General features: G+C 73.1%; 27 protein-coding genes. 13 read left to right on the plus strand and 14 right to left on the minus strand.

The window, feature by feature from the left end; translation table 11 throughout:
• Positions 1–121 precede the first annotated feature (121 nt).
• Together VMV22_12720 and VMV22_12725 are read left to right on the plus strand one after the other, a co-directional pair.
• Entirely contained in the window at positions 122–751 is a 630-nt protein-coding gene (locus tag VMV22_12720; protein HUY23191.1) for a transglycosylase family protein, read from the plus strand.
• 328 nt (positions 752–1,079) lie between these two features.
• A complete protein-coding gene (locus VMV22_12725) occupies positions 1,080–1,982 on the plus strand; it encodes an alpha/beta hydrolase (protein ID HUY23192.1) in 903 nt (300 codons plus the stop codon).
• 8 nt (positions 1,983–1,990) lie between these two features.
• Here the strand turns inward: VMV22_12725 and VMV22_12730 are convergent, their stop codons facing one another.
• On the minus strand, positions 1,991–2,446 hold the full coding sequence (locus VMV22_12730; GenBank protein HUY23193.1) for an Rrf2 family transcriptional regulator: 456 nt from the start codon (positions 2,444–2,446) through the stop codon (positions 1,991–1,993).
• Between the two features lie 170 nt (positions 2,447–2,616).
• Here VMV22_12730 and VMV22_12735 point away from each other — a divergent pair, with 170 nt between their 5' ends.
• Positions 2,617–3,249, plus strand: coding sequence for a DUF4193 family protein (locus tag VMV22_12735; GenBank protein HUY23194.1), 633 nt, complete (start codon positions 2,617–2,619; stop codon positions 3,247–3,249).
• Positions 3,250–3,555: 306 nt separating this feature from the next.
• A complete protein-coding gene (locus tag VMV22_12740) occupies positions 3,556–4,362 on the plus strand; it encodes an SDR family oxidoreductase (protein ID HUY23195.1) in 807 nt (268 codons plus the stop codon).
• Positions 4,363–4,396: 34 nt separating this feature from the next.
• Here the strand turns inward: VMV22_12740 and arfB are convergent, their stop codons facing one another.
• Together arfB and VMV22_12750 are read right to left on the minus strand one after the other, a co-directional pair.
• On the minus strand, positions 4,397–4,891 hold the full coding sequence (gene arfB, locus VMV22_12745) for an alternative ribosome rescue aminoacyl-tRNA hydrolase ArfB (GenBank protein HUY23196.1): 495 nt from the start codon (positions 4,889–4,891) through the stop codon (positions 4,397–4,399).
• Between the two features lie 28 nt (positions 4,892–4,919).
• Positions 4,920–5,792, minus strand: a complete 873-nt coding sequence (locus VMV22_12750) for a fumarylacetoacetate hydrolase family protein (protein ID HUY23197.1) — start codon at positions 5,790–5,792, stop codon at positions 4,920–4,922.
• Between the two features lie 77 nt (positions 5,793–5,869).
• Here VMV22_12750 and VMV22_12755 point away from each other — a divergent pair, with 77 nt between their 5' ends.
• The 3 genes from VMV22_12755 (at position 5,870) to VMV22_12765 (ending at position 8,090) form a co-directional block, all read left to right on the plus strand.
• The gene (locus tag VMV22_12755; protein ID HUY23198.1) at positions 5,870–6,607 is read left to right on the plus strand and encodes a glucose 1-dehydrogenase; all 738 of its coding nucleotides are present in this window, start codon (positions 5,870–5,872) and stop codon (positions 6,605–6,607) included.
• Positions 6,608–6,741: 134 nt separating this feature from the next.
• On the plus strand, positions 6,742–7,206 hold the full coding sequence (locus VMV22_12760) for a nitroreductase/quinone reductase family protein (protein HUY23199.1): 465 nt from the start codon (positions 6,742–6,744) through the stop codon (positions 7,204–7,206).
• 8 nt (positions 7,207–7,214) lie between these two features.
• A complete protein-coding gene (locus tag VMV22_12765) occupies positions 7,215–8,090 on the plus strand; it encodes a TIGR03619 family F420-dependent LLM class oxidoreductase (protein HUY23200.1) in 876 nt (291 codons plus the stop codon).
• A gap of 79 nt (positions 8,091–8,169) precedes the next feature.
• On the opposite strand, the gene VMV22_12770 is transcribed toward VMV22_12765, so the two are convergent.
• Positions 8,170–9,660 (minus strand): MFS transporter, encoded by a 1,491-nt coding sequence (locus VMV22_12770; GenBank protein ID HUY23201.1) that lies wholly within the window; start codon positions 9,658–9,660, stop codon positions 8,170–8,172.
• 351 nt (positions 9,661–10,011) lie between these two features.
• Between VMV22_12770 and VMV22_12775 the strand changes: the two genes are divergently transcribed.
• Both VMV22_12775 and VMV22_12780 read left to right on the plus strand, forming a co-directional pair.
• Positions 10,012–10,995, plus strand: coding sequence for a GGDEF domain-containing protein (locus VMV22_12775; protein ID HUY23202.1), 984 nt, complete (start codon positions 10,012–10,014; stop codon positions 10,993–10,995).
• Positions 10,996–11,044: 49 nt separating this feature from the next.
• Complete coding sequence (locus tag VMV22_12780; GenBank protein HUY23203.1) at positions 11,045–11,845, plus strand: enoyl-CoA hydratase/isomerase family protein; 801 nt, start codon at positions 11,045–11,047, stop codon at positions 11,843–11,845.
• Between the two features lie 67 nt (positions 11,846–11,912).
• Here the strand turns inward: VMV22_12780 and VMV22_12785 are convergent, their stop codons facing one another.
• The 3 genes from VMV22_12785 to VMV22_12795 form a co-directional block, all read right to left on the minus strand.
• A complete protein-coding gene (locus tag VMV22_12785) occupies positions 11,913–12,746 on the minus strand; it encodes a TIGR03560 family F420-dependent LLM class oxidoreductase (protein ID HUY23204.1) in 834 nt (277 codons plus the stop codon).
• A 55-nt stretch (positions 12,747–12,801) separates the two neighbouring features.
• Positions 12,802–13,164, minus strand: a complete 363-nt coding sequence (locus VMV22_12790; GenBank protein ID HUY23205.1) for a DUF6285 domain-containing protein — start codon at positions 13,162–13,164, stop codon at positions 12,802–12,804.
• 98 nt (positions 13,165–13,262) lie between these two features.
• Positions 13,263–14,279, minus strand: coding sequence for a phosphotransferase family protein (locus VMV22_12795; protein ID HUY23206.1), 1,017 nt, complete (start codon positions 14,277–14,279; stop codon positions 13,263–13,265).
• On the opposite strand from VMV22_12795, the gene VMV22_12800 reads away from it, so the two are divergent.
• The 4 genes from VMV22_12800 to VMV22_12815 all read left to right on the plus strand — a co-directional run bounded on the left by VMV22_12800 (position 14,278) and on the right by VMV22_12815 (position 18,826).
• The gene (locus VMV22_12800) at positions 14,278–15,330 is read left to right on the plus strand and encodes a hypothetical protein (GenBank protein HUY23207.1); all 1,053 of its coding nucleotides are present in this window, start codon (positions 14,278–14,280) and stop codon (positions 15,328–15,330) included. The two genes, VMV22_12795 and VMV22_12800, sit on opposite strands and share 2 nt — an antisense overlap.
• Before the next feature lie 50 nt (positions 15,331–15,380).
• Positions 15,381–16,457: a methyltransferase domain-containing protein gene (locus VMV22_12805; GenBank protein ID HUY23208.1), complete on the plus strand. Its 1,077-nt coding sequence runs from the start codon at positions 15,381–15,383 to the stop codon at positions 16,455–16,457.
• 201 nt (positions 16,458–16,658) lie between these two features.
• Positions 16,659–17,609: a methyltransferase domain-containing protein gene (locus VMV22_12810; GenBank protein ID HUY23209.1), complete on the plus strand. Its 951-nt coding sequence runs from the start codon at positions 16,659–16,661 to the stop codon at positions 17,607–17,609.
• Between the two features lie 263 nt (positions 17,610–17,872).
• Positions 17,873–18,826 (plus strand): hypothetical protein, encoded by a 954-nt coding sequence (locus tag VMV22_12815; protein HUY23210.1) that lies wholly within the window; start codon positions 17,873–17,875, stop codon positions 18,824–18,826.
• 56 nt (positions 18,827–18,882) lie between these two features.
• On the opposite strand, the gene VMV22_12820 is transcribed toward VMV22_12815, so the two are convergent.
• The 7 genes from VMV22_12820 to VMV22_12850 form a co-directional block, all read right to left on the minus strand.
• Entirely contained in the window at positions 18,883–19,734 is an 852-nt protein-coding gene (locus tag VMV22_12820) for an ABC transporter permease (GenBank protein ID HUY23211.1), read from the minus strand.
• A complete protein-coding gene (locus tag VMV22_12825; protein HUY23212.1) occupies positions 19,731–20,792 on the minus strand; it encodes an ATP-binding cassette domain-containing protein in 1,062 nt (353 codons plus the stop codon). Before VMV22_12825 ends, VMV22_12820 begins: the two co-directional genes overlap by 4 nt.
• Before the next feature lie 8 nt (positions 20,793–20,800).
• On the minus strand, positions 20,801–21,439 hold the full coding sequence (locus VMV22_12830; GenBank protein HUY23213.1) for a PadR family transcriptional regulator: 639 nt from the start codon (positions 21,437–21,439) through the stop codon (positions 20,801–20,803).
• Positions 21,440–21,618: 179 nt separating this feature from the next.
• Positions 21,619–22,674 (minus strand): Gfo/Idh/MocA family oxidoreductase, encoded by a 1,056-nt coding sequence (locus tag VMV22_12835; GenBank protein HUY23214.1) that lies wholly within the window; start codon positions 22,672–22,674, stop codon positions 21,619–21,621.
• 76 nt (positions 22,675–22,750) lie between these two features.
• The gene (locus VMV22_12840) at positions 22,751–24,088 is read right to left on the minus strand and encodes a hypothetical protein (GenBank protein HUY23215.1); all 1,338 of its coding nucleotides are present in this window, start codon (positions 24,086–24,088) and stop codon (positions 22,751–22,753) included.
• On the minus strand, positions 24,088–24,957 hold the full coding sequence (locus VMV22_12845; GenBank protein ID HUY23216.1) for an ATP-binding cassette domain-containing protein: 870 nt from the start codon (positions 24,955–24,957) through the stop codon (positions 24,088–24,090). The genes VMV22_12840 and VMV22_12845 overlap by 1 nt, the downstream gene beginning before the upstream one ends.
• 184 nt (positions 24,958–25,141) lie before the next feature.
• On the minus strand, positions 25,142–26,365 hold the full coding sequence (locus tag VMV22_12850) for a substrate-binding domain-containing protein (protein ID HUY23217.1): 1,224 nt from the start codon (positions 26,363–26,365) through the stop codon (positions 25,142–25,144).
• Positions 26,366–26,453: the final 88 nt, after the last annotated feature.

The raw sequence follows: 26,453 nt of genomic DNA on the forward strand, positions 1-26,453 counted from the left end.
CAGGGCCGCCCGCCCTTCCCGGCGCCGGCTCCGCGAGACGAATGCTCAGACGACGGGCGCCCGCATTCCCAAGCCCACCTGGAGCCCTACGGGGATCCCGTGAACTTCAAGGAGGCGCAAGATGCGGAAGCACCGACTCTACGGCGTTGCCATCGCCGTGCTGCTCGGCACGAGTCTCATCGACCACCGGCCGAGCTCTCCTCATCACGCCGCCGGGACCGACATCCGTCGGACCGGCTTTCGATTGGCGGCGGCGGCCCTGCCGTCGTACGCGCAGAACACGTCAACAGGCCGTGCAGCCCCGGCAACGGGCGGCGAGCCGCCCCGGATCGGCATGTTGCGACCAGCCCGGGCCCACTTCATGACCATGGTGTGGACCTGGGTGGGGTACGTCAACACCCACACACCACCACCACCGCCACCACCGCCACCACCGCACCCGGCAGCGCCCGGTCCTCCGGCCGCCGTCACGCCGGCGACCGCGGCGGCGCCCGCGCCCGCCCGTTCCGCCACCGGCGACGTCTGGGCCGGACTGCGGCAGTGCGAGTCGGGCGGCGACTACGCCGAGAACACCGGCAACGGCTACTACGGCGCCTACCAATTCAGCCTGGCCACGTGGCATGGGCTCGGGCTGCCGGGGCTTCCGTCCCAGGCGTCCCCGGCGGTACAGGACCAGGCGGCCCAGCAGCTCCAGGCCAGGAGCGGCTGGGGACAGTGGCCGAGCTGCTCGCGCCGGCTCCGTCTCACCTGAGCGGCGGCACCGCTCAGAGGCCCACCGGGGCGGCGGCACCGCTCCCCACGACGGCGGGGGTGGGCGGGCACGCACGAGCTCTTCGAGACGCACCGGCCTGCGACCCCCGGGTCCAGGCCGGTGCGTCGGTCCGACCGGGGCAAAGTGCGGGCTCCGACGCCGGGCGGGTATCGTCGAATGCGTGACGGCTGACACTGGGAGCGGTCTCGCCACCACTCCTCGGAAAAACGAGCCGGTCGATCCGCGGCCGGACGATGGCGGCGCAGGTCCGGGCGCCGGAGCGGGCGCGTCCCGTCCGTGGCTGCAGGCGCTGCGGGGCCTCGACGCCGTGACCACCGCCCCCGTCGCCCGCCTGGGCTCGCTGTTCGAGCGGCGGGCGTTCGAGGAAGGGACGTTCGAGGTCGAGGGGCTGCGCCTGTACTACGAGCGCCACGGCGAGGGCCCCCGGGTGCTCGTCTTCCTCCACGGGCTCCTCCTCGACAGCCAGCTGAGCCGGCGCCTGGCGGCGGACCTGGCCACCCGGGGTTTCCAGGTGGTCCTGCTCGACCTGCCGGGGCACGGCAACTCGGACAAGCCCCGGCACGCGTCGGCGCACCGGATGGACTCCTACGCGCACTATGTCGTGGCCCTCCTCGACGAGCTGGGGATCGACGAAGCCGTGGTGGGCGGCGTGTCGCTCGGCGCCAACGTGAGCCTGCAGGTCGCCGTGCAGGCGCCCGAGCGCGTCCGCGGTCTGCTGGTGGAGATGCCCGTCCTGGAGTGGGCGGTCCCGGGCGCGGCCATGGTGTTCCTGCCCATGCTGCTCGGCGTCCACTACGCGGCGCCGCTGGTCCGCCTGGTGGCGGCGATGGCGCGCCGGATGCCGAAGACGAAGGTGGCCGTGCTCGACAGCGTCCTCACGATGCTCACCCTCGAGCCCGAGGAGGCCGCCGCCGTGCTGCACGGCATGCTCGTGGGCCCGATCACCCCCACCTACGAGGAGCGACACGCCATCGCCGTGCCGGCACTCGTCATCGGGCACAAGGTGGACTTCATCCACCCGTTCACCGACGCCGACCACCTCGCCCGCCAGCTACCGAGGGCCAGGCTCCTCGAGGCCCGTTCCATCCTCGAGCTGCGCATCTCGCCGGAGCGGTTGACCGCCGAGATCGCCGACTTCCTCGGCGACGTGTGGAGCGAGCCGGCGAAAGCCCGGCCGTTCGGAGGAGCCGACCGGGCCCACCCCGCCTGATCGTCCGATCAGCGGCGCGGCGCCCAGGCGTCGGGGTCCTCGGTCAGCTTCGCCACCGCGCGGGGAAGCCGCCCGGCCACGACGTCGTCGAGGGTCACCCGCTCGAGCACGTTGCGCATGCTGGCCCGCACCGCCACCCACACGTCCTGGAGGTGGACGGCCGCCCCCTCGTAACGCGCCGCCTCGGGCCGGAGCCCGCGCACCTCGGCCAGCGGGCCGTCGAGCGCCCGCATGACGTCGGCCACCGTGATCTCCTTCGCCGGGCGGGCCAGCCGGTACCCGCCCTCGGAGCCGCGCTGGCTCGAGACGATCCCGGCCCGGCGCAGGTCGATGAGGATCGCCCCCAGGAACCGGGCGGGGAGTCGCTGGGCGTCGGCCAACGCCTCCGCCGTGGTCGGCTCGCCCCGATCGGCCAGGGCCAGGAGGGCCCGCATGCCGTAGTCGACCTTGGCCGGGATATGCACGGACCGGATTCTGCCCGGCCCTGCCGCCCTGCGCCCGTCGACGGGGCCCGGTGTGGGCAGAAAAGCCCTTGCGCCCGCCGTCCCCCGGTCCGATGCTGACGAGTGAGACGACAGGCCCGCGCCAGGCCTTCGGGCCCGGTCCAGGCGGTCACGGAGAAGGAGGCGTGCCCATGCGGGTGGCCGAGAGGCACCGTGAGCCGGCCGAGGCCCATTTCACCGAAGGTGAGCCCGACCTCGAGCCCCCCGAGGAGCTGGCCGTCGTCGAGCGCGACGAGGAGGCGATCCTCGAGGAGGACCTCGACAACGAGGACGTCCTCGAGCAGGACGTCGACGAAGACACGCTCGAGGTCACGCTGGAGGACCTCATCCACGACGGCGACGACGACGAGGACGAGGCCGTCGAGAGCCGGCCCGTGGCCGAGTCGGGCTTCGCCGCGCGGGCACCACGCGTCCGCGCCGGGGACGGGGCGGTGGCGGAGGACGCCGGGGACGGGGCGGTGGCGGAGGACGCCGGTGACGGCGACGACACCCTGGACGGCACCGACGGGGACGACCTCGAGGCGGAGCTCGACGTCGTGCTCCTCGAGCGCCTCGCCCTCGTCGAGCACGGCGAGGATGGCGCCGAGGACGGCGACGCCAGCGACGCGGAGCGCGCCCCGGCGCGGGCGCGTGACGGCTTCGACGGGTCCACCGACGTCGCCCCCTGCGGGATCGACGAGTTCGTCTGTCCGTCGTGCTTCCTGGTGCGCAAACGTGTGCAGCTGGTGGGCGCCGGCGCCCCGGTCTGTCGCGACTGCGCCTGATCCCCGTCGCGCACGCGCCGCGCAGGATGCGTCGGCCGCGCGTCGGCGGCGCGTCCGGCACGAATCCCGAACGAGAGCGGCCGCCCCCGGCGAGCTCTGCAGAAACGGTCCTCGAAGGCCCGTGCTGCTCACCGGGGACGGCCAGGGATGCGTCCTAGGTGGGCGGCACTCCAGACGCACCCCAGGGACTCGGTCGGTTTCCCGGCGTCATCCCCACGGCCAGCATGGTCCGGACGGCGCAGGACCGGCAGGGTCCAAAGTCCCGAGACGGGCGCCGGCATGCCCCTGTCGACTACAACGTGGCGCATGGACGCCACCCGCACCCGTGAGGTCACCGACGCGCCGCGACGGCGGCGCACGATCGCGGTGACAGGCTCGGGGTCCGGGATCGGCGCGGCGGTCTACGGCCGCTTCGAGCGAAGCGGTGCCCGGGTGATCGGGGTGGACCTGCGCGACGCCGAGGTCATCGCCGACCTCTCGCATCCGGAGGGACGGGCGCAGGCGGTGGAGGGCGTGACCGAACGCTGCGGCGCGCGCCTCGACGGGGTCGTCGTGTGCGCCGGGCTGGGACCGCAGGTCGACCCCACCGAACTGATCGCCGCGGTGAATTTCTTCGGCGCCGTCGGCGTGCTCGACGGGCTCCTCCCCGCCCTCGCCGAGGGGGAAGCCCCGGCGGCCGTGGCCATGGCGTCGAACTCGGCCGGGCTCACGCCGCCCGCCCCCGAGCTCCTCGGTCGTCTGCTCGAGGGCGACGAGGACGGGGCGCTGGCCGCGGCCGCGGCGCTCGACGGGCCGACCGTCTACGGGACGAGCAAGCTCGCCCTCACGCGTGCGGTACGTCGCCGGGCCCAGGCCTGGGCGGAGGCCGGGGTGCGGCTCAACGCCGTGGCCCCCGGGCCGGTCGACACACCCCTCCTCGCCGGCGGCCTGGCAGACCCCGTGCTCGGCCCCCTGATCGAGGCCCTGCCCGTCCCGATGGGCCGGCGGGGCACCCCGGCCGAGATCGCCGCCGCCGTGGGCTTTCTCCTCGACCCCGCCAACGGGTTCATCCACGGCTCGGTGCTCTTCGTCGACGGCGGGAGCGACGCGCTGCTGCGCCCCGACGCGCTCTGACGGGCGCCTGACGTCGTCGTTCAGCCGTCGTCCGTCAGCCGTCGTCCTCCCCCGGCCGGGCCCGGTCGCGCTTGCGGGCCGAGCGCCGCCGCTTGTCGGCGAGGCGTCGCGCCCGGGCCGCCGCCGACGGCGCGGTGGGTACCCGTCGTCGCTCCACCCGCAACGCGTCGACCAGGCGCTGCGCCAGGCGTTCGAGGGCCAGCTCGCGATTGCGGGCCTGGGAGCGCTCGTCCCCGGCGGCGGCCCGGACCGTCGGCCCCAGGCGCTCGAGCAGCCGGGCCCGCTGGCGGGGCCCGAGTGACCTCGAGGCGGCGACGTCGAACGTCACCTCGGCGCGCGTGCTGGCCTTGTTGGCGTGCTGTCCCCCGGGCCCGCCGCTCGTCGAGAATCGCCATATGAGCTCGTCGAGGGGGATGGCGAGGCTCCGCGTGACCCGCAGGGACGCGCCAGACGCCGTCCCGTCGAGCGCCGCACCGTGGGGTGCCGTCCCGTCGGCGCGGTCTGCGCCATCGGCGCGGTCGGCGGTCACGGCCCTGCCGGGGTTCGAAAGGCGACGCTCAGGGCGCCGGCTGGGCGATGACGGGGTTCTCGAGCGTGCCGACGCCGTCGACGGTGATACGGACCGTGTCGCCGGGCACGAGCCACTTCGGCGGGTCGAAGCCCATGCCGACGCCCGCGGGGGTGCCCGTCGAGAGGATATCGCCGGGTTCGAGCGTGAACACCGAGGAGAGGTACTCGACCTGCTCCCAGCACGAGAAGATCATGTCGCCGGTGGACGAGTCCTGCCGCAGCTCGTCGTTGACCCACGTCCGGAGGCGCAGGCCCTGCGGGTCGCCGACCTCGTCCGTGGTGACGATCCACGGGCCGGTCGGACCGTGGGTGTCGAACGATTTCCCCAGCGTCCACGTCGGGGTGCGCCACTGCCAGTCGCGCACGGTCACGTCGTTCAGGACGGTGAACCCGGCGATCACGTCGGCGGCTGCGTCCCTGGAGACACGATGGCAGCGGCGGCCCACGACCATGGCGAGTTCGCCCTCGTAGTCGACCTGGGGAGAGACGGTCGGGATCTCGATCGGCTCGTCGGGCCCGATCACGCACGTGCGCTGCTTGTTGAACCAGACCTGGTACTGCGGGGTCTGCGCCCCCGTCTCGGCCACGTGCGCCGCGTAGTTCAGGCCGATGCCGAGCACCTTGGCCGGCCGGGGGACCGGGGGGCGCAGCCGCACCGCGCCCATCCCGAGCCGGCGCGCCCGTGACCGGAGCGCGTCGTCGGCGCGCTCCATCGCCCCGGGCCCGGCGACGAGCAGCTCGCTCATGTCCCCGGGGAGGGCCACGGCCGGGTCGGTGAGGTCGACCACCTCGTCGCCCACCACCACGCCCGTCCGGACGACGGACGGGGAGCTCGGTTCGACGAAGCTCGCCAGGCGCATGGCGCCACCGTAGCGACAACCCTGGTAAGAGAACAGGGGTTCCCCACGGGCCGACCCGGCCGGACGGAGGAGATGCGATGCCAGCAAGCCTCGGGGGCAAGGTGGCCCTCGTGACCGGTTCTTCGAGCGGCATCGGGGCGGCGACGGCCCGGGCGTTCGCGGCCGAGGGCGCCGCCGTGGTGGTCAATTCCTCGACGTCGGTCGACGCGGGACGGGCGCTGGCGGCCGAGCTCCCCGGCGCCACCTACGTCCAGGCCGACGTGGCCGACCTGGAGCAGGCCCGCGCCCTCGTCGACCGGGTCGTCGCCGACCACGGCCGCCTGGACGTCCTCGTCAACAACGCCGGCACGACCCAGGTCATCGCGCACCCCGACCTCGACGCCGCCACGCCCGAGGTGTGGCGGCGGATCTTCGACGTCAACGTGATCGGCACATGGCAGGTCACCGTGGCCGCCGTCCCCCACCTGCGCGCCACGGGCGACGGCACCGTCGTCAACGTGTCGTCGGTGGCCGGGCACACCACCCGGGGAAGCTCGATCCCCTACGCCACCTCGAAGGCGGCCGTCAGCCACATGACCGAGCTGCTCGCCAACGTCCTCGGGCCCGACATCCGGGTCAACGCCGTGGCGCCGGGCCTCGTCGACACACCCTGGACCGCCGACTGGGACCTGGTGCGCGAGTTCGTCCGGGCCCACGCCCCCCTGCAGCGGTCGGCCACGCCCGAGGACGTCGCCCACGTCATCCTGGGGCTCGTCACCGCCCGCTACGTCACCGGCGAGATCGTCATGGTGGACGGCGGGCTGCACCTGCGCTGAGCCTGGCCGCGCGGACTGCACCCGCACCGGGGCCGGCCCTGGCCGTCGCCGGCGCCCGCGGCCCGTCGAGCGGGCCGATGCCGGCGGCGCCGGCCCGGGTGGCCGGGCGACGGTGGCCTTGCCATGATGGCCCCGTGCCCTCCTACCGGCAGCCCACGTCCGCCGACAAGGCCTTCAACGGCCTCGTGGCCGCGGCCACCCGGCTCGGCCTGAGCATCTGGGGCTCACGTGTGCTGCGCGTCCGGGGCCGCACCTCGGGCCAGTGGCGCAGCACACCGGTGAACCTGCTCACCCTCGACGGACGGCGCTACCTGGTGGCACCGCGCGGCGAGACGCAGTGGGTGCGCAACCTGCGCACGGCGCGCTCGGGCGAGCTGGTGGTGGGCCGGCGCGTCGAGGCCTTCAACGCCGAGGAGCTCCCCGGGGTGGACGACGAGAAGGTCGCCGTCCTGTGCGCCTATCTCCGGCGCTGGAAATTCGAGGTGGGCAGGTTCTTCGACGGCGTATCGGCCGACTCGCCCGACGACGAGCTGCGGCGGATCGCTCCCGAGCACCCCGTCTTCCGGGTCGACTCCCCGGCCGCGCACACGGCCGGTTGAGAGCCTCCGTGGACTTCGACATCTGGTTGCCCACCGCCAACCCGTTCGCCACCCCCGAGCTCCTGGCGGCGGTGGCGGCCGAGTCCGAGGCACGCGGTGTGGGCTGCATCTGGGTGGGCGAGCACGTCGTCACGTTCGAGCAGTACGAGTCGAGCTATCCGTACGCCGACGACGGGCGGGTGCCGCTGCCACCGGGCACGGGGCTGCTCGAGCCCTTCACCACCCTGGCGTTCCTGGCCGGCCTGACCACGACCGTGCGTCTCGGGACGGCCATGTGCCTGCTCCCGCAGCGCAACCCGGTGTACACGGCCAAGGAGGTGGCGACCGTGGACTGGCTGTCGGGGGGCCGCGTGGACCTCGGGGTGGGCGTGGGCTGGCTGCGCGAGGAGTTCGACGCGGTGGCCGCGCCGTGGGCGGCGCGCGGCGCCCGTTGCGACGAATACCTCGACGTCCTGCGCGCGCTGTGGTGCGACGACCCGTCGTCGTTCTCCGGGGAGTACTACACGCTCCCCCCGTCCAACCTCCATCCGAAGCCGCTCCAGGATCCCCACCCACCCATCCATATCGGGGGCGAGAGCGAGGCCGCGCTGCGCCGGACGGCGCGCGCCGCGCAAGGGTGGCACACCTTCAACCGCGCGCCGGGCGACCTGCCACCCGCCCTGGCGCGACTCGATGCCCACCTCGACGAGCAGGGTCGGCGTCGCGCCGAGGTGCGCGTCACGGTGTGCCCGTACTTCAAGCCGCTCGACCCCGCCATCACCGAGCAGTACGCGCAGGCCGGTGCCGACGCCGTGTCGGCACTGCTCTTCGCGATGTCGGCCGACGACGTCCCGGTGGCCTTCGACGCGCTCGACCCCTGCCTCGAACGGGCCCGGGCCTGCTGAGACAGGACCGCCCCCCCGTCGGCGGGCCCGCCCGGCACGCGGCGCGGGCGCCCGGCCCCGGGGCGTCGCCACGCGGCGGCTACGGGGGCCCCGACCGGTCGGACCGGCTCGGCAGGAACGCCAGCACCAGGGCGGCGGCCACGGTGACCACCACCGCCCCGACCACCATGGCGAGGTCCATGCCGTTCACGAAGGCCCGCCGGGCGAGCCCTGCCAGCGCGGCGCCCTGGGCCCCGCCGACCCGCTGCGCCACGGCCAGCGCACCGCCGAGCGAACTGTCGATGAGGCGCAGGGCCGGGGCCGGCACCGCCTGGTGCGCCAGGACGGGGTCGAGCCGCCCCTGGTAGCGAGAAGCGAGGAGGCTCCCGAGCACCCCGACCCCGAGTGCGCCGCCCAGCTGGAGGGCGGTGCCGTTGGTGGCCGAGCCCATACCGGTCTTCTCGCGGGGCACCGAGCCCATGACCGACTCCGTGGAAGGGGCGAACGCCAGCCCCGTGCCGATCCCGAGCAGGAGCAGGGCCGGCAGCGCCGCGCCGTAGCTGCCGGCCGTCGTGGTCCGCGACAGCAGGCCCATGCCGACGGCGATCGTCGCCATGCCCGACGCCACGATCGCCTTGGTACCCACCCCGCGCACCAGGAGGCTCGACAGGGGCGCCACGACCAGGATGACGAGGGCGACGGGCCCCACCCGCAGCCCGGCGGCGAAGGGGCTGTAGCCGAGGCTGAACTGCAGGTACTGCGTGAGGAGGAACAGCGCTCCCATCAGGGCGAACATGACGAACGACATCGAACCGATGGCGGCGCTGAACCGGCGGGACCGGAAGAACGACAGGTCGAGCATGGGGTGGGTCGAGCGCCGCTCCCACAACACGAAGGACGTCAGCACGACGACGGCCAGCGCCAGGGCACCGAGGACCCGCGGGGACGACCAGGTCTGGTTGGGCGCCTCGATGATCCCCCACAGCAGCAGACCCGTGCCCACCGTGGACAGCACGCCGCCGACGGGGTCGGGTCGCTTGGCGGTGGCGTCCTTCGACTCGGGCACGAGCCAGAACGCCGCCACCGCCCCCGCCAGGGCGATCGGGACGTTGATGAGGAACACCGACCCCCACCAGAAGTGGGCGAGCAGCCAGCCGCCGGCGATCGGGCCGACGGCGATGCCGATCCCCGTCGTCCCCGACCAGATGCCGATGGCGCGGGCCCGGTCACGCTCCTGCGTGAAGACGTTGGTGAGGATCGACAGGGTCGACGGCATGATGGCGGCACCGCCGACGCCCATGAGGGCGCGCGACGCGATGAGCCAGTGGGGTGACCCGGAGAACGCCGACAGGGCGGAGCCCGTGGCGAACACCACCAAACCGGCCATGAACACCCGCTTGCGCCCGACGTGGTCACCGACGCTGCCGAGGACGAGCATCAGGCCGGCGAAGAGCACGGCATACGAGTCGACGATCCACTGCAGGTCGCTCGACGAGGCGTGGAAGTCGCGCACGATCGACGGCAAGGCGACGTTCAGGATGGTGTTGTCGAGGCTGACGATGAGCAGACTGGTGCACAACACCACCAGCACCCACCAGCGCCGGCCTTCCGCCCGACGCGACCGCTGCGCAGCCCGGGATCGCCCCCCCTCCCCGCGATTGCCTGCACCCTGGGCCCGCCCTGCACCCGGAGAGGGGACGGCCCGAGGACTCCCTCGCAGCCGTCGAGCGTCGGGCACGGTGGTCGCCATGGGCGTTCCTAACGGTCGCGGCCGGTTGCCGAAGGCCCCCGACCGTGGCTCGTGGCGGGCCTCCGCCCCCCATCTTCGATGACCACGCAGCACCCCCACCAGGGCCGTTGGACCCCTGGGCATCCGGGGTGCAGGAGTCACAGAGGTGTAGTTTCATGGTCACCGGCGGTGGCGACGAGACGGGGAGCTGACATGCAGGACCTGGGTGACGGACCACGCGTCGGGCCCCGACGGCTCTCCGCCGTCCGGGACGAGCGGGGCGCCCCCGCCCCGAGCCTCGACGATGCGCCCGTCGTCCCCGCGCACCGGTTGCTCGAGGTGGCCAGCGCGCTCTCCGACGGCGCCACCCGGCTCCACGAGCGGTTGCGCCATCTCGAACCCGAAGAACGCGAGGCCGTCATCGACCTCGTCGCCGACCAGGTCACCGAGATCGTGACACTGTGGTCGGACATGGTGCGCGGCGTGGTGTCCGCCGGCGGCGGCGCCGGCAACCGTGGCACCGTCAACGATGACGACGAGCGGTCCGCGCCAGGGCGGCCCACGTTCATGGGCTCGCACCGGTCGGACCGAACGGTCGACGACCATCCCGCCCGGATCCCCGCGTACGAGGGCGACGGCGCGCCGCAACCCGTGCGGGCACCGTCACCCTCACCCTCACCCTCACCGGCGGCGGTGCTGCGACGCGAGTCCGCCGAGGCGCCCCGGGACTCCGAGCGGCTCACGCGCGACGAGCTCACAGGCGTCTTCAACCGCCAGGCCGGCTTCGCGGCCCTGGACCGGGAGATCGAGCGTTGCCGCCGCGGCGGGGAACGCTTCGTCCTGGGCTTCCTGAACGTCGACAGCCTCACGGCCGTCAACGACACCCGCGGCCCGCGCGCCGGCGACGAACTGCTGCGCAAGGTGACCGCCGCGCTGCGGGCGACACTGCGCTCCTACGACGTGATCAGCCGGCTCGGTGGCGACGAGTTCCTCTTCTCGCTGCCCGGCGCCGACATGGCCACGGCCGAGCTGCGCTTCAAGGAGTTCGCCGTCATCCTGGCCGAAGAGGCGCCCGGCTCTTCGGCCAGTGTCGGCTTCGCCGAGCTCCACCAGCACGACACGCTCGACGACCTCGTCGCCGGAGCGGAGACGGCCATGCTGAAGAGCCGGCGGCACCGCCGGCGCGGCCGCGGCTAGCGCGACCTCCCGCGCACCGCCGCCCGCCCACGACGCCTCGAATCGCGCCATGACCGACGCCACCACGCCTCGATCGAACGCCGATGTGTCGGTACGGCTCGACGGTGGCACCGCCGTCGTCACCTTGCATCGGCCGCCGCACAATCTTCTCACCGAACCGGTGTTGCGCGCCCTCGCCGACGCCATCACGGCGCTGCGTGGCGTGGCCCGCTCGGCGGTGATCTGCTCCGAGGGCCGTTCGTTCTGCGCCGGTGCCGACTTCCGGTCCGGAGAGGCCCCCGATCCCACCGAAGGAGGAGCGTTCGAGACCCGGACCGCGGCGTTCTACGACCAGGCGGCGCGGATCTTCGAGTCCCCCGTGCCGCTCGTGGCGGCCGTCCAGGGAGCCGCTATCGGCGCGGGATTCGGGCTGGCGTTGGCCTGCGACATGTGCGTCGTGGGCGACCGGGGATGGTTCCAGGCGAGCTTCGTCCGGCTCGGCATCCATCCGGGCTTCGCGCTGAGCACCACACTGCCTCGCGTCGTCGGCCCCGGGCGCGCCGCCGATCTGTTCCTCACCGGGCGTCGCGTGGACGCCCCCGAGGCGGAACGCATCGGCATCGCGCAACGCGTCGTGCCCGCCGGGGAGGAGATCGGCGCCGCGCTCGAGACGGCGACGAGCATCGCCGCAGGCGCGCCCCTGGCGGTGTCGTCGACCCGGGCCACGTTGCGCCGGGGCCTGGCGGGCGCAGCGCGCGCCGCCATGCGCCACGAGCTCGCCGAGCAGACGGCGCTGGCCGGGACCGCCGATGCCGTCGAAGGCGTGAACGCCATGCTCCAGGGCCGCGAACCTCGGTTCGAAGGACGCTGACGCCTCGGTTCGAAGGGGCGCCCCTTCCCTGGAGGGGCCGCACGCCCCGCAGCGGCGCCCGTGCCGACTACGGACCGGTGAACGAGGGCATCACCCTGGTGGCGAACTCCTCCACCCGGGCGCGCCCCTCCCCCGGCCATCCGCACACCAGATAGCGGACGCCGACGTCCTGCATGGCGACAATCGCGCCGCGCACCTCGTCCCACGGCTCGGAAAGCGAGAGCGACGACGCCCGCAGGATGGCTCCGGGGTCGCGCCCGGCGTCCTCGGCCAGGTGGTCGAGCTCGCTCGACAGGGCCCGCATCTGCTCGGGGCTGCCGTAGGTGTGCCACACGTCCGCCCGGCGCGCCGCCAACGGCAGGGTGCGACGGCGTCCCGATCCCCCGATCCAGATCGGCGGGTGGGGTTGCTGCACCGGCACCGGGCGCATCTGGGCGTCTTCGAGGCTGAACACCTTCCCGCGGTAGGAGACCACGTCACCGCTGAACAGCCGCGTCATGATCTCGAGCTCGTCCTCGAGCCGGTCGAAACGACTCCCGGTGGGGGGGAACTCGATGCCGAGCTGGCGGTGCTCGGCCTCGAACCACGCCGCCCCGAGGGCGAGCTCCAGCCGGCCCCGGCTGGCGTGGTCCACGGTCACCGCCTGGGCGGCGAGGACGGAGGGGTGCCGGTAGGTGACGCCCGTCACGAGCAGGCCCAGGCGGATGCGGCTGGTGGCCGTGGCCAGGGCGGCCAACGTCGTCATGCCCTCGAAGCAATTGCCGGGGCCCTCGCCGTACATCGGGACGAAGTGGTCGAAGCCCCACGCGCCGTCGAAGCCGAGTGCCTCCCCGAACTGCACCCGCTCGACGATGTCCCCGAACTCCGCCCGCTGCTGTGCCACGTCGATCCCGAATCGCATGGGTCGACCATACCGGCCGGCGGCGCCGCCGGTCCGGGCCCGCCGACGGCCGTGGTTACAGGGACGCGGGCCCCGGGTCGGCGTCGCCGCCCGCACCCCGCGCGTACTGCGGGTTGGCGACGGAGAGCTTGTCGGCGACCGTCGCCCGCACCACGGCGCGCACCTCCGCCGACCGACCGTCGAGGGCGCCGGACCGGATGGCCGCGGCCAGCTCGGCCTCGCTGCGCACGCCCAGGGTGGCCAGGCGGGCGGCGTGGGCGGCAGCGTGCGTGGGGCCCAGTGCGAGCTCCCGGGCCGCCATGCCCACGACGTTGCCCGCCACCCGGACGTGGAAGCGCACCCGACCCTCCGTGGCCGGGACGACTTCGGACTCCAGGAACTCCCGCACGGCGTCGAGCAGCTCGGCCGCCGACGGCACGTCGTGCGGCGGCCATCCTCCCGATATGCGCGCCCCGTGCGCGGCGCCGGGCCGCCCACCCACGGGTGAGGGGGGATCGGGGAGCCCAGCACCGCCGGTCACGGCAGCAGCTCCAGCACGTCCCACTCCACCTCGCACACCCGCCTGCCGATGGCGGCGAGCTCGACGGAACGGACCGCACCCGTCGTGTGGGTCAACGCCTGCACGATGCAGATGACCCCCCACCGAACGGTGCCGAGCATCTGCCACCAGCGCAGGGCGTCGGGGTCCACGCTGCCCCCACCGGCCTCCTGGTACGCCCCGACGAGCTGGTCGGTGGTGCCGAAGCCGCCCACCGGGAGCGCCGCACCGAACCGCCAGGCCTTGACGCACAGCCACCCGAGGTCCTCGAGCGGATCGCCCACGTGGGCGAGCTCCCAGTCGAGGACGGCCCGGATCCCCTCGGGCCCGATGATGAGGTTCCCGTTGCGGAAGTCACCGTGCACCACCGACTCCGCCGATGGCGGCGGGCGCGTCTCGGCGAGCCACCGGAGCCCGAGCTCGAACGCCGGATGCGGCTGCCCCAGATGGTCGAGCAGGCCGCGCAGCTGCTCGAGCGGGTCGCCGCCGGCCAGCCCGGGCACCTCGGCCGGTGCCATGCGATGGATCGCGGCCAGCACCCGGCCGCAGTGCTCGGCCAGGACGGGGCGGATGCCCGCCAGCCGCTCGTCACGCAGGATCCGACGCGGGATCGTCTCGCCCTCCACGAACTCCATGACCATGAACGCGGCGCCGAGCCCGTGAGATGCGGCGGAGGCGCCGAGACCGTGAGGCCCGGCCGTCTCACCCCCGGCCGTCTCACCCCCGGCCGCCACCACGCGCGGCACGGGGACACCGACGCGCGCCGCCGCCGCCAGGAGCGACGCCTCGAGGCGCAGTCCCGACCCCGGTGCACCGGGCGGGTCGCGGCGCAGGACGAGACGCTGCCCTGTGCCGTCGCGCCGGCGCGCCGTGAAACTCCACGTCTCACGCGACGCCCCCCCGGGCAACCGGGCCAGGTCCTCGACGCTGACCACCTCCCCGATGGCGCGCCCGACGACCGCCTGCAGCCCCTCGACCAGATCGGCACCGACCATGCCGGGAGACTACCGACCACCCCACGACCTCGCCGGTAGGGTTCGGGGCATCGGCGTCCGCCTCGAACCCCACGACGAGTACATGCACGAGCTGGGCCCGGAGCCCAACTTCAACGAATCCATGTACTTCAACGTCTACGACCCGGCCGCCCGTCTCGGCGGCTTCTTCCGGTTGGGGAACCGGGCCAACGAGGGGGCCGGGGAGATGACGATGTGCCTCTTCCTGCCCGACGGCCGCGTCGCCTTCATGTTCCGCCGCCCCCGCATCACCACCAACGACGCCTTCGACGCCGCCGGCATGCGCTTCGAGGTCGTCGAGCCGTTCGAGGAATTGCGCGTCGGCTACCGGGGACCCGCCGTCCTGCTGGACGACCCCCTGCAGATGGCCGACCCGCGCCGGGCGTTCGCGGACAACCCCCATGCCGGCTGCGCCGTCGAGCTCGTCTACCGAGGGTGCTCCGCCATGGTGGGCGGGGAGCCCGACCAGCCGGTCGAGCGCCCGGGCGAGGAGTTCGCGCGCGGCCACTACGAACAGCTCGTGGCGGCACGGGGCACGGTCCACGTCGGCGACGACCGGTGGGACGTGCACGGCTACGGCCTGCGAGACCACAGCTGGGGGCCACGGTACTGGCAGGCCCCGTGGTACTACCGCTGGCTCACCGGCAACGTCGGGGACGACTTCGGGTTCATGGGCTCGCGCATCGCCCGGCGCGACGGCCCGGGGAGGCGCGGCGGCTTCGTGTGGGACGGGCACGAGCTGCACCTCTGCCACGACTTCCGAATCCGCTCCACCTGGGAGGGAGCGCAGCGGTACCACCACGGCATCGAGGCGCAGCTCGTCACCGGCGCACGGACATGGACCGTGCGCGGTTCGGTGCAGCGCCTCATCCCGTTGCGGAACCGGCGCCGCGACCCCGAGGGCAACGAGCTCACCACCCGCATCTCGGAGGGGCTCACGACCTGGACGCTCGACGACGGGCGCGTGGGCTACGGCCTGTCTGAGTACCTGGACCAGATGGTGGACGGGGAGCCGGTCGGCCTGGACGAGTGACGCCCGGTGCGCCCGGTGCGCCCGGTGCGCCCGGGGCAAGATGGCCGGGCATGGACCGGGCCACGATCGATGTGTACGACGCGCGCGGTGCGGCCTGGGCGGCCCGCCGCCGCCCTGTGCGCCGCGCCGATGCCCGGGCCTTCGCCCGCCAGGTGACCGGCGGAGCCCTGCGTGTCGACCTCGGCTGCGGGGCGGGGCGTTACACCGCTGACCTCGGCCTGCCCGTCGTCGGCCTCGACGCCGCCCGGGGCATGCTGGAGCTGTGCCGGCGGGCGGCACCCGCCGCCGCCCTGGTGCAGGCCGATCTCGAGGCGCTCCCGTTCGGTCGCGGCACGCTGCACGGGGGGTGGGCGAACATGAGCTACCTCCACCTCCCGAGCGCCCGGCTCCCGGCGGCGCTCGCCCACCTGCACGGCGCGCTGGTGACCGACGCCCCGCTCGACCTCCAGGTCCTGGCCGGCGACTACGAGGGGGACGCGCTGCCCGACGACGACGTGGGTGGGCGGTTCTTCGCGGCGTGGACGCCCGAGCGCCTCCTCGACGTCCTCGTGGGCGCCGGCTTCGCCGTCGAGAACGTGCAGCTCGACGGCGACGTGGTGCGGGGCCGCGCCCGGCGCGCCCGCTCGCTGCCCGACACCGTCGGCCCGGGGATGGGCCTGCTCGTCGTGGGCCTCAACCCGAGCCGGTACGCCGCGGACGCCGGCGTCGGCTATGCGCGGCCGGGCAATCGGTTCTGGCCCGCGGCCCTGGCGGCCGGGGTCGTCACCCGCGACCGCGACGCGTTCCACGCGCTGCGCGTCCACGGGGTCGGGATGACCGATCTGGTCAAACGGGCCACCCCGGGCGCCTCGGTGCTGGGCGCGGTCGAGTACCGGGCGGGCATGGCACGCGTCGAGCGGTTGGTGCGGTGGTTGGAGCCGGATGCCGTGTGTTTCGTGGGCCTGTCGGGGTGGCGGGTCGCGGTCGACCCCGGCGCCACGACAGGCCCCCAACCCGAGGGCATCGGCGGGCGTCCGGCATACGTGATGCCGTCGACCAGCGGGGCCAACGCGCACGCCCGCCTCGACGCTCTCACCGAGCACCTCCGGGCGGCCGCCGAGCGCGGCGGGCGACGACGGGCACCGTGACGATCCGTGCGCGTCACCCACGCTCCGTCGGTGTGGGCTCCCCGTGCGGTTCCCGGAACCCGTCGTCGGTGCCGTTGCATTTGCCCGTCCGGCGACGGTGACCGCTGCGACACGAGCGGTACCGACGCACGCGCCACGCGCGCGAGGTTCGGCGACCACGGTCCGCCAAGTCGTTCGACCGGTCCGATAGCCTCGCTTTCCGTGGTACCCGGCCACGACACCGACGTCAGCGCACCACCACGAGCCACTGGTGTCGACGCTGCCGCCGTGGCGCGCGCCGGCTGCGTGGCGCCGAGGGCGCCGTCGACGCGCGCCGGAACGGCACACTCCGTCACCGGCCCCGGCTCGTGTGACGACGAGGCCTCCGCATCCGTCTACGCGCAGCACTACGACCCCGCGTTCGGCCGTCGCTTCGCAGAGCGCGCCCTCGACGCCCTCGTCGTCGTCCGCGGTGCGCGGGTGCTCGACGTCGCCTGCAGCACGGGGATCTTCGCGCGGCTCGCCGCCCATGTCGTCGGCCACACCGGCAGGGTGGTGGGCATCGACCCCTCGCCCGCGGCCATCGAGGCGGCCCGGCGCATCGACATCACCAGCATCGTCGAATGGCAGACGTGGGAGGACGCCCGGCTGGCGTTCCCCGACGCGGCCTTCGACGTCGTCGCCTGCCAGCACGCGCTCCACCGGTTCGCCGACCCGGTCGCCGCGCTCGAGGACATGCGGCGCGTCCTCGCCCCCGGCGGTCGCCTCGGCATCACGACATGGGGCCCGATCGAGGAGAACCCTGCCTTCGCGGCCCAGCTCGACGCCACCATCAAGGCCGGGCTCGACCAATCGGGCGTGGTCGAGATGCTCCTCGACGCGTTCGCCTATCACCGCATCGAGGACCTCCGGGACCTGACGCGAGCGGCCGGGTTCACCGACGTGTCGGTGCGCACCGTCAGGATGCTCACGGCGTTGCCCCGCGTGGCGCAGTGGGTGCGCGTCTACCCGTCGCTGCCACCACTGTCGCGAGCCTGGCGGGACTGCACCCAGCAGGCCCGCATCCAGTTCCTGTCCCGGGCGACGGAGCTGCTGCGCCCGTTCGAGCACGACGGCGTGCTGCGCGTCCAGGCCTCGTCGCGCCTCGTCGTGGCCCGCGCGCCGTTCCGCTGAGGAATCCCAGGCGCTCCGTGGTGCGACGGCACCCCGTGGGTGGGGCGTAGTCTGAGCGTGTGCCGGACGACACGGGTCAGACCCGAAACGGCGACGCCGGGCCCGCCCGACCCGGCGCGGCACCTGGCCTCCCGACGAGCCCGGTGCCGCCGCCGTGGGCCGCCCCTGCCTCCCTCCCCCTGACGGGGTTCCCCGAGCCGGGCGGCCCGCCCGCGGCCGCCGGACCGACCCCGCCCCCACCCCCCGGCTACGCGTCGCCGGGGGTGCCCCCCGCGCCGCTCGACCCGCCCGATCACGACCCTGCCGCCGGCACGGGCCCGGACCCCGCCCCGCTCGAGCCGTGGGCGGAGGGGGCCGACCTCGGCGACGACTTCGGTCGCTCGCTGGTCCCGGGCCGACGGCGCAGGACCCTGGTGACCGTCGTCGCCGTGGCGCTCGTGGTGGCGCTCCTCGTGGGCGGCGGCGTGGCCTTCCTCATCACGTCGGGCCCCGGGCCCATCCCCCTCGTCTCCCCCGCGGCCCGGAGCCTGCTGCACTCCTCGCTGCGGGCGGCAGAGCGCAAGGGCAGCTTCCACTACGTGTCGCGCTTCACGTCGCAGGGCGCCACGCAGACGACCGTCGGCGACGCCGGGAGGTCGTCGGGCCGACAGGTCATCACCATCGGCCCCCACACCTTCACGGTCCTCGTGGTCGGCTCGGCGTGCTACTTCCGAGGTGATGCCCGGGAGCTGGTCGACCAGCTCGGCCTGCCCACGGCGACGGCGACCGCCCAGGACGGCCAGTGGATCTTCCTCTCCCCCGGGGACGCCCCCTACCAGTCGGTGTACGCGGCGGTGACCGCCCACTCCGCCCTGGCCGACAACATCGCCTTCGTGCCACACCGCCCACTGGACCCCACGACGCTGTCGGGACGCCGTGTCCTCGGGATCGCCGGGCCGATGACCAACGTCTCGGTCAACGGGCAGACCCAGAAGGCGAAGGGCTCCGCCACCTTCTACGTCGCCGCCTCCGACCACGTGCCGGTGCGGTACTCGGAGCAGGGCAAGATCGACAACCAGCAGAGTGCCTTCACCATGACCTTCAGCAAATGGGGCGAGCCGGTCACGGTGACCGCGCCCCAAGGAGCCGTCAGCTTCGCGTCCTTGGGAAGTACCGGACCGGGGCCCTCGGTCACGAGCCCGCAGGGGCCGCCCACCCTCGTCTCCTACCCGGCGTGAGCCGGGCGCGGCGCGCCGCGCCGGGCCACCCGGGACGGCTGTAGCGCCCCGGCGGATCAGCTGGTGCGGCGGTAGCGCCACACCGCCAAGGGCGCCAGCACCAGCAGAAGCCCCGCGCACCACGCCAGGGCCTCGACGACGTGGCCCGAGGTACTGCCGACGCCGGCCGCGGGGCCGACCATGAGCGCCCGCATGGCGTTGATCACCACCCCGACGGGCTGATGGTTGGCGAAGGCACGCAACCAGCCCGGAAGCTGCCTGGCGGGCACGAACGCCGGTGACGCGAAGATCAACGGGAAGAGGATCGGGAACGCCATCACCTGCGCGGTCTCGCTGTTCGACGCCATGAGCCCGACGAAGGCGAACCCCCACAGCAACGCGTAGGAGAACAAGAGGACCAGCGCCACGCTGGCGAGGAACCCGAGCGCTCCGTTCGGGAAGTCGAAGCCCACCGCGGCACCCACGCCGGTCATGAGCACGACGACGAAGACGTTGCGCACCAGGTCGGCCGTGGTCCGGCCGGCGAGAACGGCGGAGCGGGCCATGGGAAGGGCCCGGAACCGCTCGATCAGGCCCTCGTGCAGGTCCTCGGCGAGCCCGACGGCCGCACCGATCCCACCGAAGGCCACGCTCTGCACGAAGATGCCGGCCATCAGGTAGTCGATGTAGCTCAGGTGGTTCCCGGGGTTGATCGCCCCGCCGAACACGTAGCGGAACAGGAGCACGAACATGATCGGCTGCAGCGTGGAGAAGAACAGCGCCTCGGGTGTCCGGGTGTAGGAGATCAGGTTGCGCTTGGTGATGGTCAGGGTGTCGGCGATCACCCAGTGCACCCGCGACGCCGCCGTCGGCTTGGCCGCCGGCCCGGGCGGTCCACCCGTGCCCGGGCCGATCACCGTGGTCGTCATCGTCCACCTCCGTCGCCGGTCGTCCCCGCCGCGGCCCGGGCCCGGCGGCGGCGGCGGCGTGAACCGGGTTCCGTCGCGGGCGCGCCCTCGGGCCCGGCACCGTCCTCTTCGGCCCGTTGGCCGGTGAGCGCCAGGAACACGTCGTCGAGACTCGGTTCGCGCAGCCGGAACGTCGTGGGTGCGAGGGCGTGCTGGTCGAGCAGGCGCAGCACCTCCATGGCGACCCGGGGCCCGTCGTCCACCGGAAGCTCGACGATCGACCCCACGACCGTCGGGCTCTTGGCTCCCACCGTCTGGAGGATCACCGCGGCGCGCTGAGCCGCCTCGGCGTCGGGAAGGCCGACGTCGAGCACAGTGGCACCCAGATCGGCCTTGAGCTGTGCCGGCGTCCCCTCGGCGATGACATGGCCCCGGTCGACGACGGCGATGTGGCCGGCGAGGCGATCGGCTTCCTCCAGGTACTGCGTGGTGAGAAGCACCGAGGTGCCTTCGCCCACGAGGCCCTCGACCATCGACCACACATCCATCCGGCTCTGGGGGTCGAGGCCGGTGGTCGGCTCGTCGAGGAACAGCACCTTCGGCCGCGCCACCAGCGCGGCGGCCACGTCCAGCCGGCGTCGCATCCCCCCCGAGTAGGTCTTGAGCGGTCGGTCGCCGGCGTCGCTCAGCCCGAACTGCTCGAGGAGCTCGACCGCCCGCCGGGCCACCACGTCCCGTGCCAGGTGGTTGAGGCGCCCCACCATGGTCAGGTTCTCCCGGCCGGTGAGGTTCTCGTCCACGGCCGCGTACTGGCCCGCCAGCCCGATGAGCGGGCGCACGGTGTCGGCGTGGTGGACGACGTCGTACCCGAGGACGCGGCCCCATCCCGCGTCGGGATTGATGATCGTCGTCAGGATCCGCACCGCGGTGGTCTTGCCGGCACCGTTCGGCCCCAACAGGCCGAAGACCGTCCCCTGCTCGACGGCGAAGCTCACCCCGTCGAGGGCGACCACGGTGCCGCCGAAGGTCTTGTGCAGATCGTGGGCCTCGATGGCAGGTGTGGTCGATGTCGACGCCATGGAAACGCTCATCTCCTGTCCGGACCGCTCGTGCCGGCCGTGGCGGCACCCCGGTCCTGCTGATGGAAGTCCTTCCACATCTCGATACCTTCGAGCGACCCCGCCTCGATCTCGGTGACGAGCGAGCGGGTCCACGCCAGCTCGGCCTCGAGCAGGGCGGTGGTGTATTCGTACTCCACGACGAACAGACGCGGCACGCCCTGCTCCCCGATCAGGTCGCGGACGGTGCGGCGCTGGGCGAGGTCGACCTCCAGGTGCTGGCAGCGGATGGCCAGGAGGCTCGTCGCCTCGGACGGCGACAGCACCGGCAACAGGGACAATCCCGCCTCGAACCGGAGGTATTCCTTGGCCGGCGTGCTCACGAGCTCACCCAACCAGTCCACCAGCTCGTGGGAGCCGGCATCGGTGATGCGGTAGACGGTCCGCTCCGGGCGCCGTCCCTCGCGCACGGTCTCGTGCGCCTCGATCAACCGGTGGCGCACCAGCGCCTCGACCACCGTGTACAGCGACCCGTAGTTCAGCTTGATGCTCTCGTCCTTGTGGCGGGCGCGCATCGTGGTGGCCATCTCGTAGGGGTGCATGGGCCGCTCGGAGAGACAGCCCAGCACGGCCAGGGCGAGCGGGTTCCCGACCTTGCGGCGTGCCATGTCGACCGTCAGACCTCCCCGAGGGCTATCCGTAGCCGAGTATCCTGATACAGATACTCGCTGTCAAGTGAAGGGTCTGGCGCGGCACCGGGCACAGCGGCGGCGGGCGCAGCGCACGGCAGCACAGCGGCGGCGGGCGCAGCACACGGCCCGACGCCCGTGCCCGCGGGCGACCGGGATCAGAGTGCGACGACCGACGCCTCCCGGGCGCTGCGCCGGGCGGCGTCGAGGACCTGCAGGGCCCGCACGGCGTCGGCGGGGTCGACCGGCGGTGCACCGCCGCCCCGCAGCGCCTGTGCCACCCCCTCGTAGAACGCGGGCCACCGCCCGGGCTCGCTCGGCACCGGCTCGCCGTCGTCGCCCCGCCGGAGCCGTCCCCACCGTAGCGGGGGCTCGACGCCGAACCCCGGGTCACCGGGGCGGCGGCCGGCCCGGAGCTGGTCCTCCTGGCCGTCGAGGTGCTCCACCACGTAAGCGGCCTCGCGCCCGAGGACCCGCAGGCGGGGCCCGGGAGCGGCCGCCACCGCGCTCGCCCACAGGTGCGAGATGGCGCCCGACGCGTGCCGCAGCGCCACGAACACGTCGTCGTCGGCACCGCCACGGCGCGACGCCACCTCCCCGGTGACGTGGGTCGCCGGGCCGAGCAGGACCAGCGCCTGGTCGACCAGGTGGATGCCGAGGTCGAGGAGCACCCCTCCCCCGTCGTCGGCCGGGAGCTCGTGGCGCCAGGCGCCGACGGAGGGGTCGGGGCGCCACCGCTCGAAGCGCGACTCGAAGCGCACCACGTCGCCGAGGACACCCGCGCCGACGAGCCGTCGCAGCGTCAGGAACTCGGCGTCCCAGCGTCGGTTGTGGAACACCGTGAGCATCACGCCGGCGGCGGCGGCACGGTCCACGAGGGTACGACCGGGCTCGGCGCGCGGCGCCAGCGGCTTCTCGACCACCACGGCGAGCCCGGCGTCGACAGCCGCCGTGGCGACGTCCACGTGCGAGCCGGTCGTCGTGGCCACCACCACGAGGTCGTGCGCGCCGGCATCCGCCCACAGCTCGTCGGTGCTCCCCACCACGGCGGCGCCGGGAAAGTCGAGTCGGGCCCGGGCGCGCCGCGACGGGTCGCCCGTGACGATGGTCGTGAGGGCGAGTCCCGGCGTGGCGGCGACGAGAGGCCCGTGGAAGACCGACCCCGCCAGCCCGTACCCGACGAGCGCCACCCGCAGGTCCGCGGGGTCGCTCACCGTTCCCTTGTCCGTATACCGCCGGTGGCCCTGCGACGCCGGTGCGGCGTGCACCGGACGGGCCACGCCCGAGCGGTCACCGGGCGGTGCGCCCCCGCCGAGCCAGGGCGTCGACCGTCACGGCAACCAGCAGCACGAGCGCGGTGACGATGTACTGCGACGCCGCACTGAGCCCGAGCAGTCCCATCCCGTTGTAGATGGCGGCGATGACGATGCCGCCGAGCGCGGCGTGGATCGCCTTGCCCCGACCGCCGAACAGGCTCGTCCCGCCGATCACCGCGGCGGCCACCGCGAACAGCACGAGCTGGCCGCCCTGGAGGGTGGTGGACACCGAACGCAGCTGGGACGCGTAGATGAGGCCGGCGATACCGCTCGTGAACCCCGCCAAGGTGAACGCCACGGTACGGATGAGCATCAGGTTCACACCGGCGCGACGGGCAGCCTCCGGATTGCCGCCGACGGCGTACATGTACCGGCCGAACTTGGTGCGCCCCAGGAGGAGGCTCCACATCCCGAGCACGCCGAGCACGATGAGCACCACCCACGGCATGCCGCGGATCGGAACCAGCGCGCCCCGGTTCGTATTGCAGATCGCGACCAGGACCACGCCGAAGCCGGCCACCACCACGACCTTCAGCAGGGTGATGCTCACGGGAGGCGCCACCAGTCCGCTGCGGCGGCGCCCGCCGTCGCGCGACCACGTGAGCAAGCCGTAGCCCGCCACCAGCGCGACCAGGATGATCCACCCCGCGACCACGGTCAGGTTCCCGTTGGCGAGGTCGTTGATGACGGCGTCGTTGATGGGCAGAGTGCCGCCCTGGCCGAGGATGATGAGCATGAGGCCGAGCAGGCCCAGCTGGAAGCCGAGGGTCACCACGAACGACGGCAGCCCGAGCAGCGTGATGATCAGGCCTTGGACGGCCCCGATGCCGGCCGTTGCGAGCACGGCGACGATCACCGCCGCCCACCACGGCCACCCCGTCTGCGCCTTGACCAGCTCGGCCGCGACGACGCCGCCGATTCCGGCAGTGAAGCCGATGGACAGGTCGATCTCGCCGAGCAGCAGGGCGAAGACCTCGGCCATGCCGAGCAACATGAACACCGCGGCCTGCACGAGCAGGTTCACCAGGTTCCCCGCCGAGAGGAACAAGGGTTTGGCGACCTGGAAGATGACCCCGATGAGGATGAGCCCGACGATGACGGGCAGCACGCCCGTCTCCCCGCCGCGCACCCGCGACCACCAGCCCCGGAAGTACTCGCCCAACGAGTTGGCGACGAGCTCGGGGGCGAGGGGCACGGCCACCTCGCTGGCGGTGAGGTCGGTCAGGCGCTCGACCTCACCGGCCGGCGCCGACGGCTCGCGGCCGTCACGCGTCGACTCGACGCCGCGCACGGGCTCGTCGATCCTGGCCATCAACCCACCCCTTGCTGATCGCCGGGGGCAGGAGCGGCCGACGGGCGCTCGTCGCCCACCGACCGGGTGGCGGCGCCGGTCGCCATGAGCTCCACCACGAGCTGGCGGTCGTACTCGGCGACCGGGCCGCTCGACACCAGGCGCCCGAGGTGCAGGATGGCGAGGCGGTCGGCGACCTCGAAGACGTCGTTCAGGTTGTGGGAGATCACGATCACGGCCAGGCCCTGGTCGGCGAGTCGCTTGATCAGGTCGAGCACCATCCGGGTCTGCGCCACGCCCAGGGCGGCGGTGGGCTCGTCCATGATCACGAGCTTGGAGTTCCACATGACCGCCTTCGCCACCGCCACGGACTGGCGCTGACCACCCGACAGCGAGGCCACGGGCTGGCGGATGGACCGGACGCTCGTCACCGCCAACCCCGACAGCGTCTCGGCGGCGGCCTTCTCCATGGAATCCTCGTCGAGGATGCTGCGGCGCAGCCGCTCGCGTCCCAGGAACATGTTCTGGACGATGTCGAGGTTGTCGCACAAGGCGAGGTCCTGGTACACGGTCTCGATGCCCAGAGCGGCGGCGTCCTTGGGCGTCCGGATGTGGACGGGGCGGCCCTGCCAGATGATCTGGCCGTGCTCGGGTGCGTGGATGCCGGCGATGCACTTGATGAGCACGGACTTGCCCGCACCGTTGTCGCCCACCAGGGCGGTCACCTGATCGGTGGGCACGACGAGGTCGACGGCGGTCAGCGCCTGGACGGGGCCGAAGTTCTTGCTGAGCCCCCGGAGCTCGAGGAGCGGTGCGCCGGCCGGCCGCTCCGCCCGCCCGCCACCGCCCACGCTCTCGGACGTGGTGCCCGCCTCCTCGACGGTGCTCAACCGACCTTCGCCCCCTTTGCGAGTGCCCGGCACTGGCCCGAGCGGCGACCGGGCCGCACCTGCATTCTGGCAGGTGCGGCCCGGCGACGCCGGAACCTTCACGGCGATGGTGCCACCACTGCCGAGGTTCTCCGTCTTCCCGGCGTCGGCGGCGCCTGAGCGCCACCGACGCCTACTCCTTGTGTTACGGGGTGATCCCCACCTGCGTGCAGTCACTGGCGAAGGTGCCCGCGCACAGTGTGGACGCCGGGATGAACTTGTCCTTGATGACGGTGGCGTTCATGTTCGCCGCGGTGACCCAGACCGGGGTCAGGAGCACCGAGGGGACGTTGACGTTCCCGGTGGTGTCCTTGACGGTGCCGTTCACCAGGCCCGAGGGGGGCGTCTTGCCGGCCCGCAGGTAGAGCGCCAGCGCCACGGCCGCCTGCGCCTCCAGGTAGATCGGCTTGTACACCGAGCCACACTGGTAGCCCGACAGCACGTTCTGCATGCCCTGGAGCGTGGCGTCCTGGCCGGTCACGGGGATCTTCTTGGCCGGGACGTTGGCCGTCTTCAGCGCCGAGATCACCGAGTTGCCGAGCCCGTCGTTGGCCGCCACCACCACGTTGATGTCCTTGTGGGCCGTGTACTGCTGCTGGAAGAGGGTGAGCGCCTGCTGGTTGTCCCAGTTCGGGACGGCCTGCTCACCGACCTTCGTGTACGTGCCGGCCGTGTACTTCGGCGAGAGCACCGAGTTGTAACCCTGGGCGAACAGCGTGGCGTTGTTGTCCGTCGGGGAGCCGTCGAGCTCGAACACGTGCGGGCTCGTGACGTTCCACGAGGAGATGCAGTCCACGGCACCTTGGCCGATCAGCTGACCGACCTTCACGTTGTCGAAGCTGACGTAGTAGTCGCGGCTGCCGCCGAGGCTGATGCGGTCGTAGTCGATGACCTTCACGCCGTGGGACTTGGCGTACGACTCGATGGCCGACCCGACCCCGGAGTCCAACCCGTCCATGAGCAGGACCGTCGCCCCGGCCGTGATATCGGCCTGGGCCTGGGTGAGCTCGGTGGAGTCGGAGCCCTGGGCGTTGTCGATCTTGTACTGGCTCGACGTCAGCCCGGCCTTCTGGAACGCCTGGGCCAGGTACGGGGCGTCGAACGACACGTAGCGGGCCGACGAGGCGGTGTCCGGCAACAGTGCGCCGATCATGCCGTGGCCCTGGCTGGCCAGCGACCGGAGGCTCGTCATGACCGAGAAGTCACTCGTGAACGACGTCGCCTTGATGTTCGTCGGGACGTTGCCACCCGACGTCGTCGTGGTGCCGCTCGTCGTCGAGCTACTGCACGCGGCGGCGATCATTCCCACGACGAGCACAAGGGAAACAACCCCCAGCCGCCTCACGTTGCGTTGTTTCCCCATGGTCATCCCACTTTCTCCCAAGTCTGGGTCTTGAACTCAACCGTCCGCCCAAAAGCGAAACCGGTCTGTAGCACTGAATGCGACGAGGACGCCC

Source organism: Acidimicrobiales bacterium (assembly GCA_035531755.1).
Lineage (GTDB): Bacteria > Actinomycetota > Acidimicrobiia > Acidimicrobiales > UBA8190 > DATKSK01.

Bases quoted from the DNA above. Each gene is read 5' to 3' on its own strand.
- VMV22_12755 (HUY23198.1), top strand. From the start codon at position 5,870: ATGCCAGCAAGCCTCGGGGGCAAGGTGGCCCTCGTGACCGGTTCTTCG.
- VMV22_12850 (HUY23217.1), bottom strand. From the start codon at position 26,365: ATGACCATGGGGAAACAACGCAACGTGAGGCGGCTGGGGGTTGTTTCC.
- VMV22_12735 (HUY23194.1), top strand. From the start codon at position 2,617: ATGCGGGTGGCCGAGAGGCACCGTGAGCCGGCCGAGGCCCATTTCACC.
- VMV22_12740 (HUY23195.1), top strand. From the start codon at position 3,556: ATGGACGCCACCCGCACCCGTGAGGTCACCGACGCGCCGCGACGGCGG.
- VMV22_12820 (HUY23211.1), bottom strand. From the start codon at position 19,734: ATGACGACCACGGTGATCGGCCCGGGCACGGGTGGACCGCCCGGGCCG.
- VMV22_12830 (HUY23213.1), bottom strand. From the start codon at position 21,439: ATGGCACGCCGCAAGGTCGGGAACCCGCTCGCCCTGGCCGTGCTGGGC.
- VMV22_12785 (HUY23204.1), bottom strand. From the start codon at position 12,746: ATGCGATTCGGGATCGACGTGGCACAGCAGCGGGCGGAGTTCGGGGAC.
- VMV22_12840 (HUY23215.1), bottom strand. From the start codon at position 24,088: ATGGCCAGGATCGACGAGCCCGTGCGCGGCGTCGAGTCGACGCGTGAC.
- VMV22_12795 (HUY23206.1), bottom strand. From the start codon at position 14,279: ATGGTCGGTGCCGATCTGGTCGAGGGGCTGCAGGCGGTCGTCGGGCGC.
- VMV22_12800 (HUY23207.1), top strand. From the start codon at position 14,278: ATGCCGGGAGACTACCGACCACCCCACGACCTCGCCGGTAGGGTTCGG.
- VMV22_12720 (HUY23191.1), top strand. From the start codon at position 122: ATGCGGAAGCACCGACTCTACGGCGTTGCCATCGCCGTGCTGCTCGGC.
- VMV22_12775 (HUY23202.1), top strand. From the start codon at position 10,012: ATGCAGGACCTGGGTGACGGACCACGCGTCGGGCCCCGACGGCTCTCC.
- VMV22_12805 (HUY23208.1), top strand. From the start codon at position 15,381: ATGGACCGGGCCACGATCGATGTGTACGACGCGCGCGGTGCGGCCTGG.
- VMV22_12780 (HUY23203.1), top strand. From the start codon at position 11,045: ATGACCGACGCCACCACGCCTCGATCGAACGCCGATGTGTCGGTACGG.
- VMV22_12825 (HUY23212.1), bottom strand. From the start codon at position 20,792: ATGGCGTCGACATCGACCACACCTGCCATCGAGGCCCACGATCTGCAC.
- VMV22_12750 (HUY23197.1), bottom strand. From the start codon at position 5,792: ATGCGCCTGGCGAGCTTCGTCGAACCGAGCTCCCCGTCCGTCGTCCGG.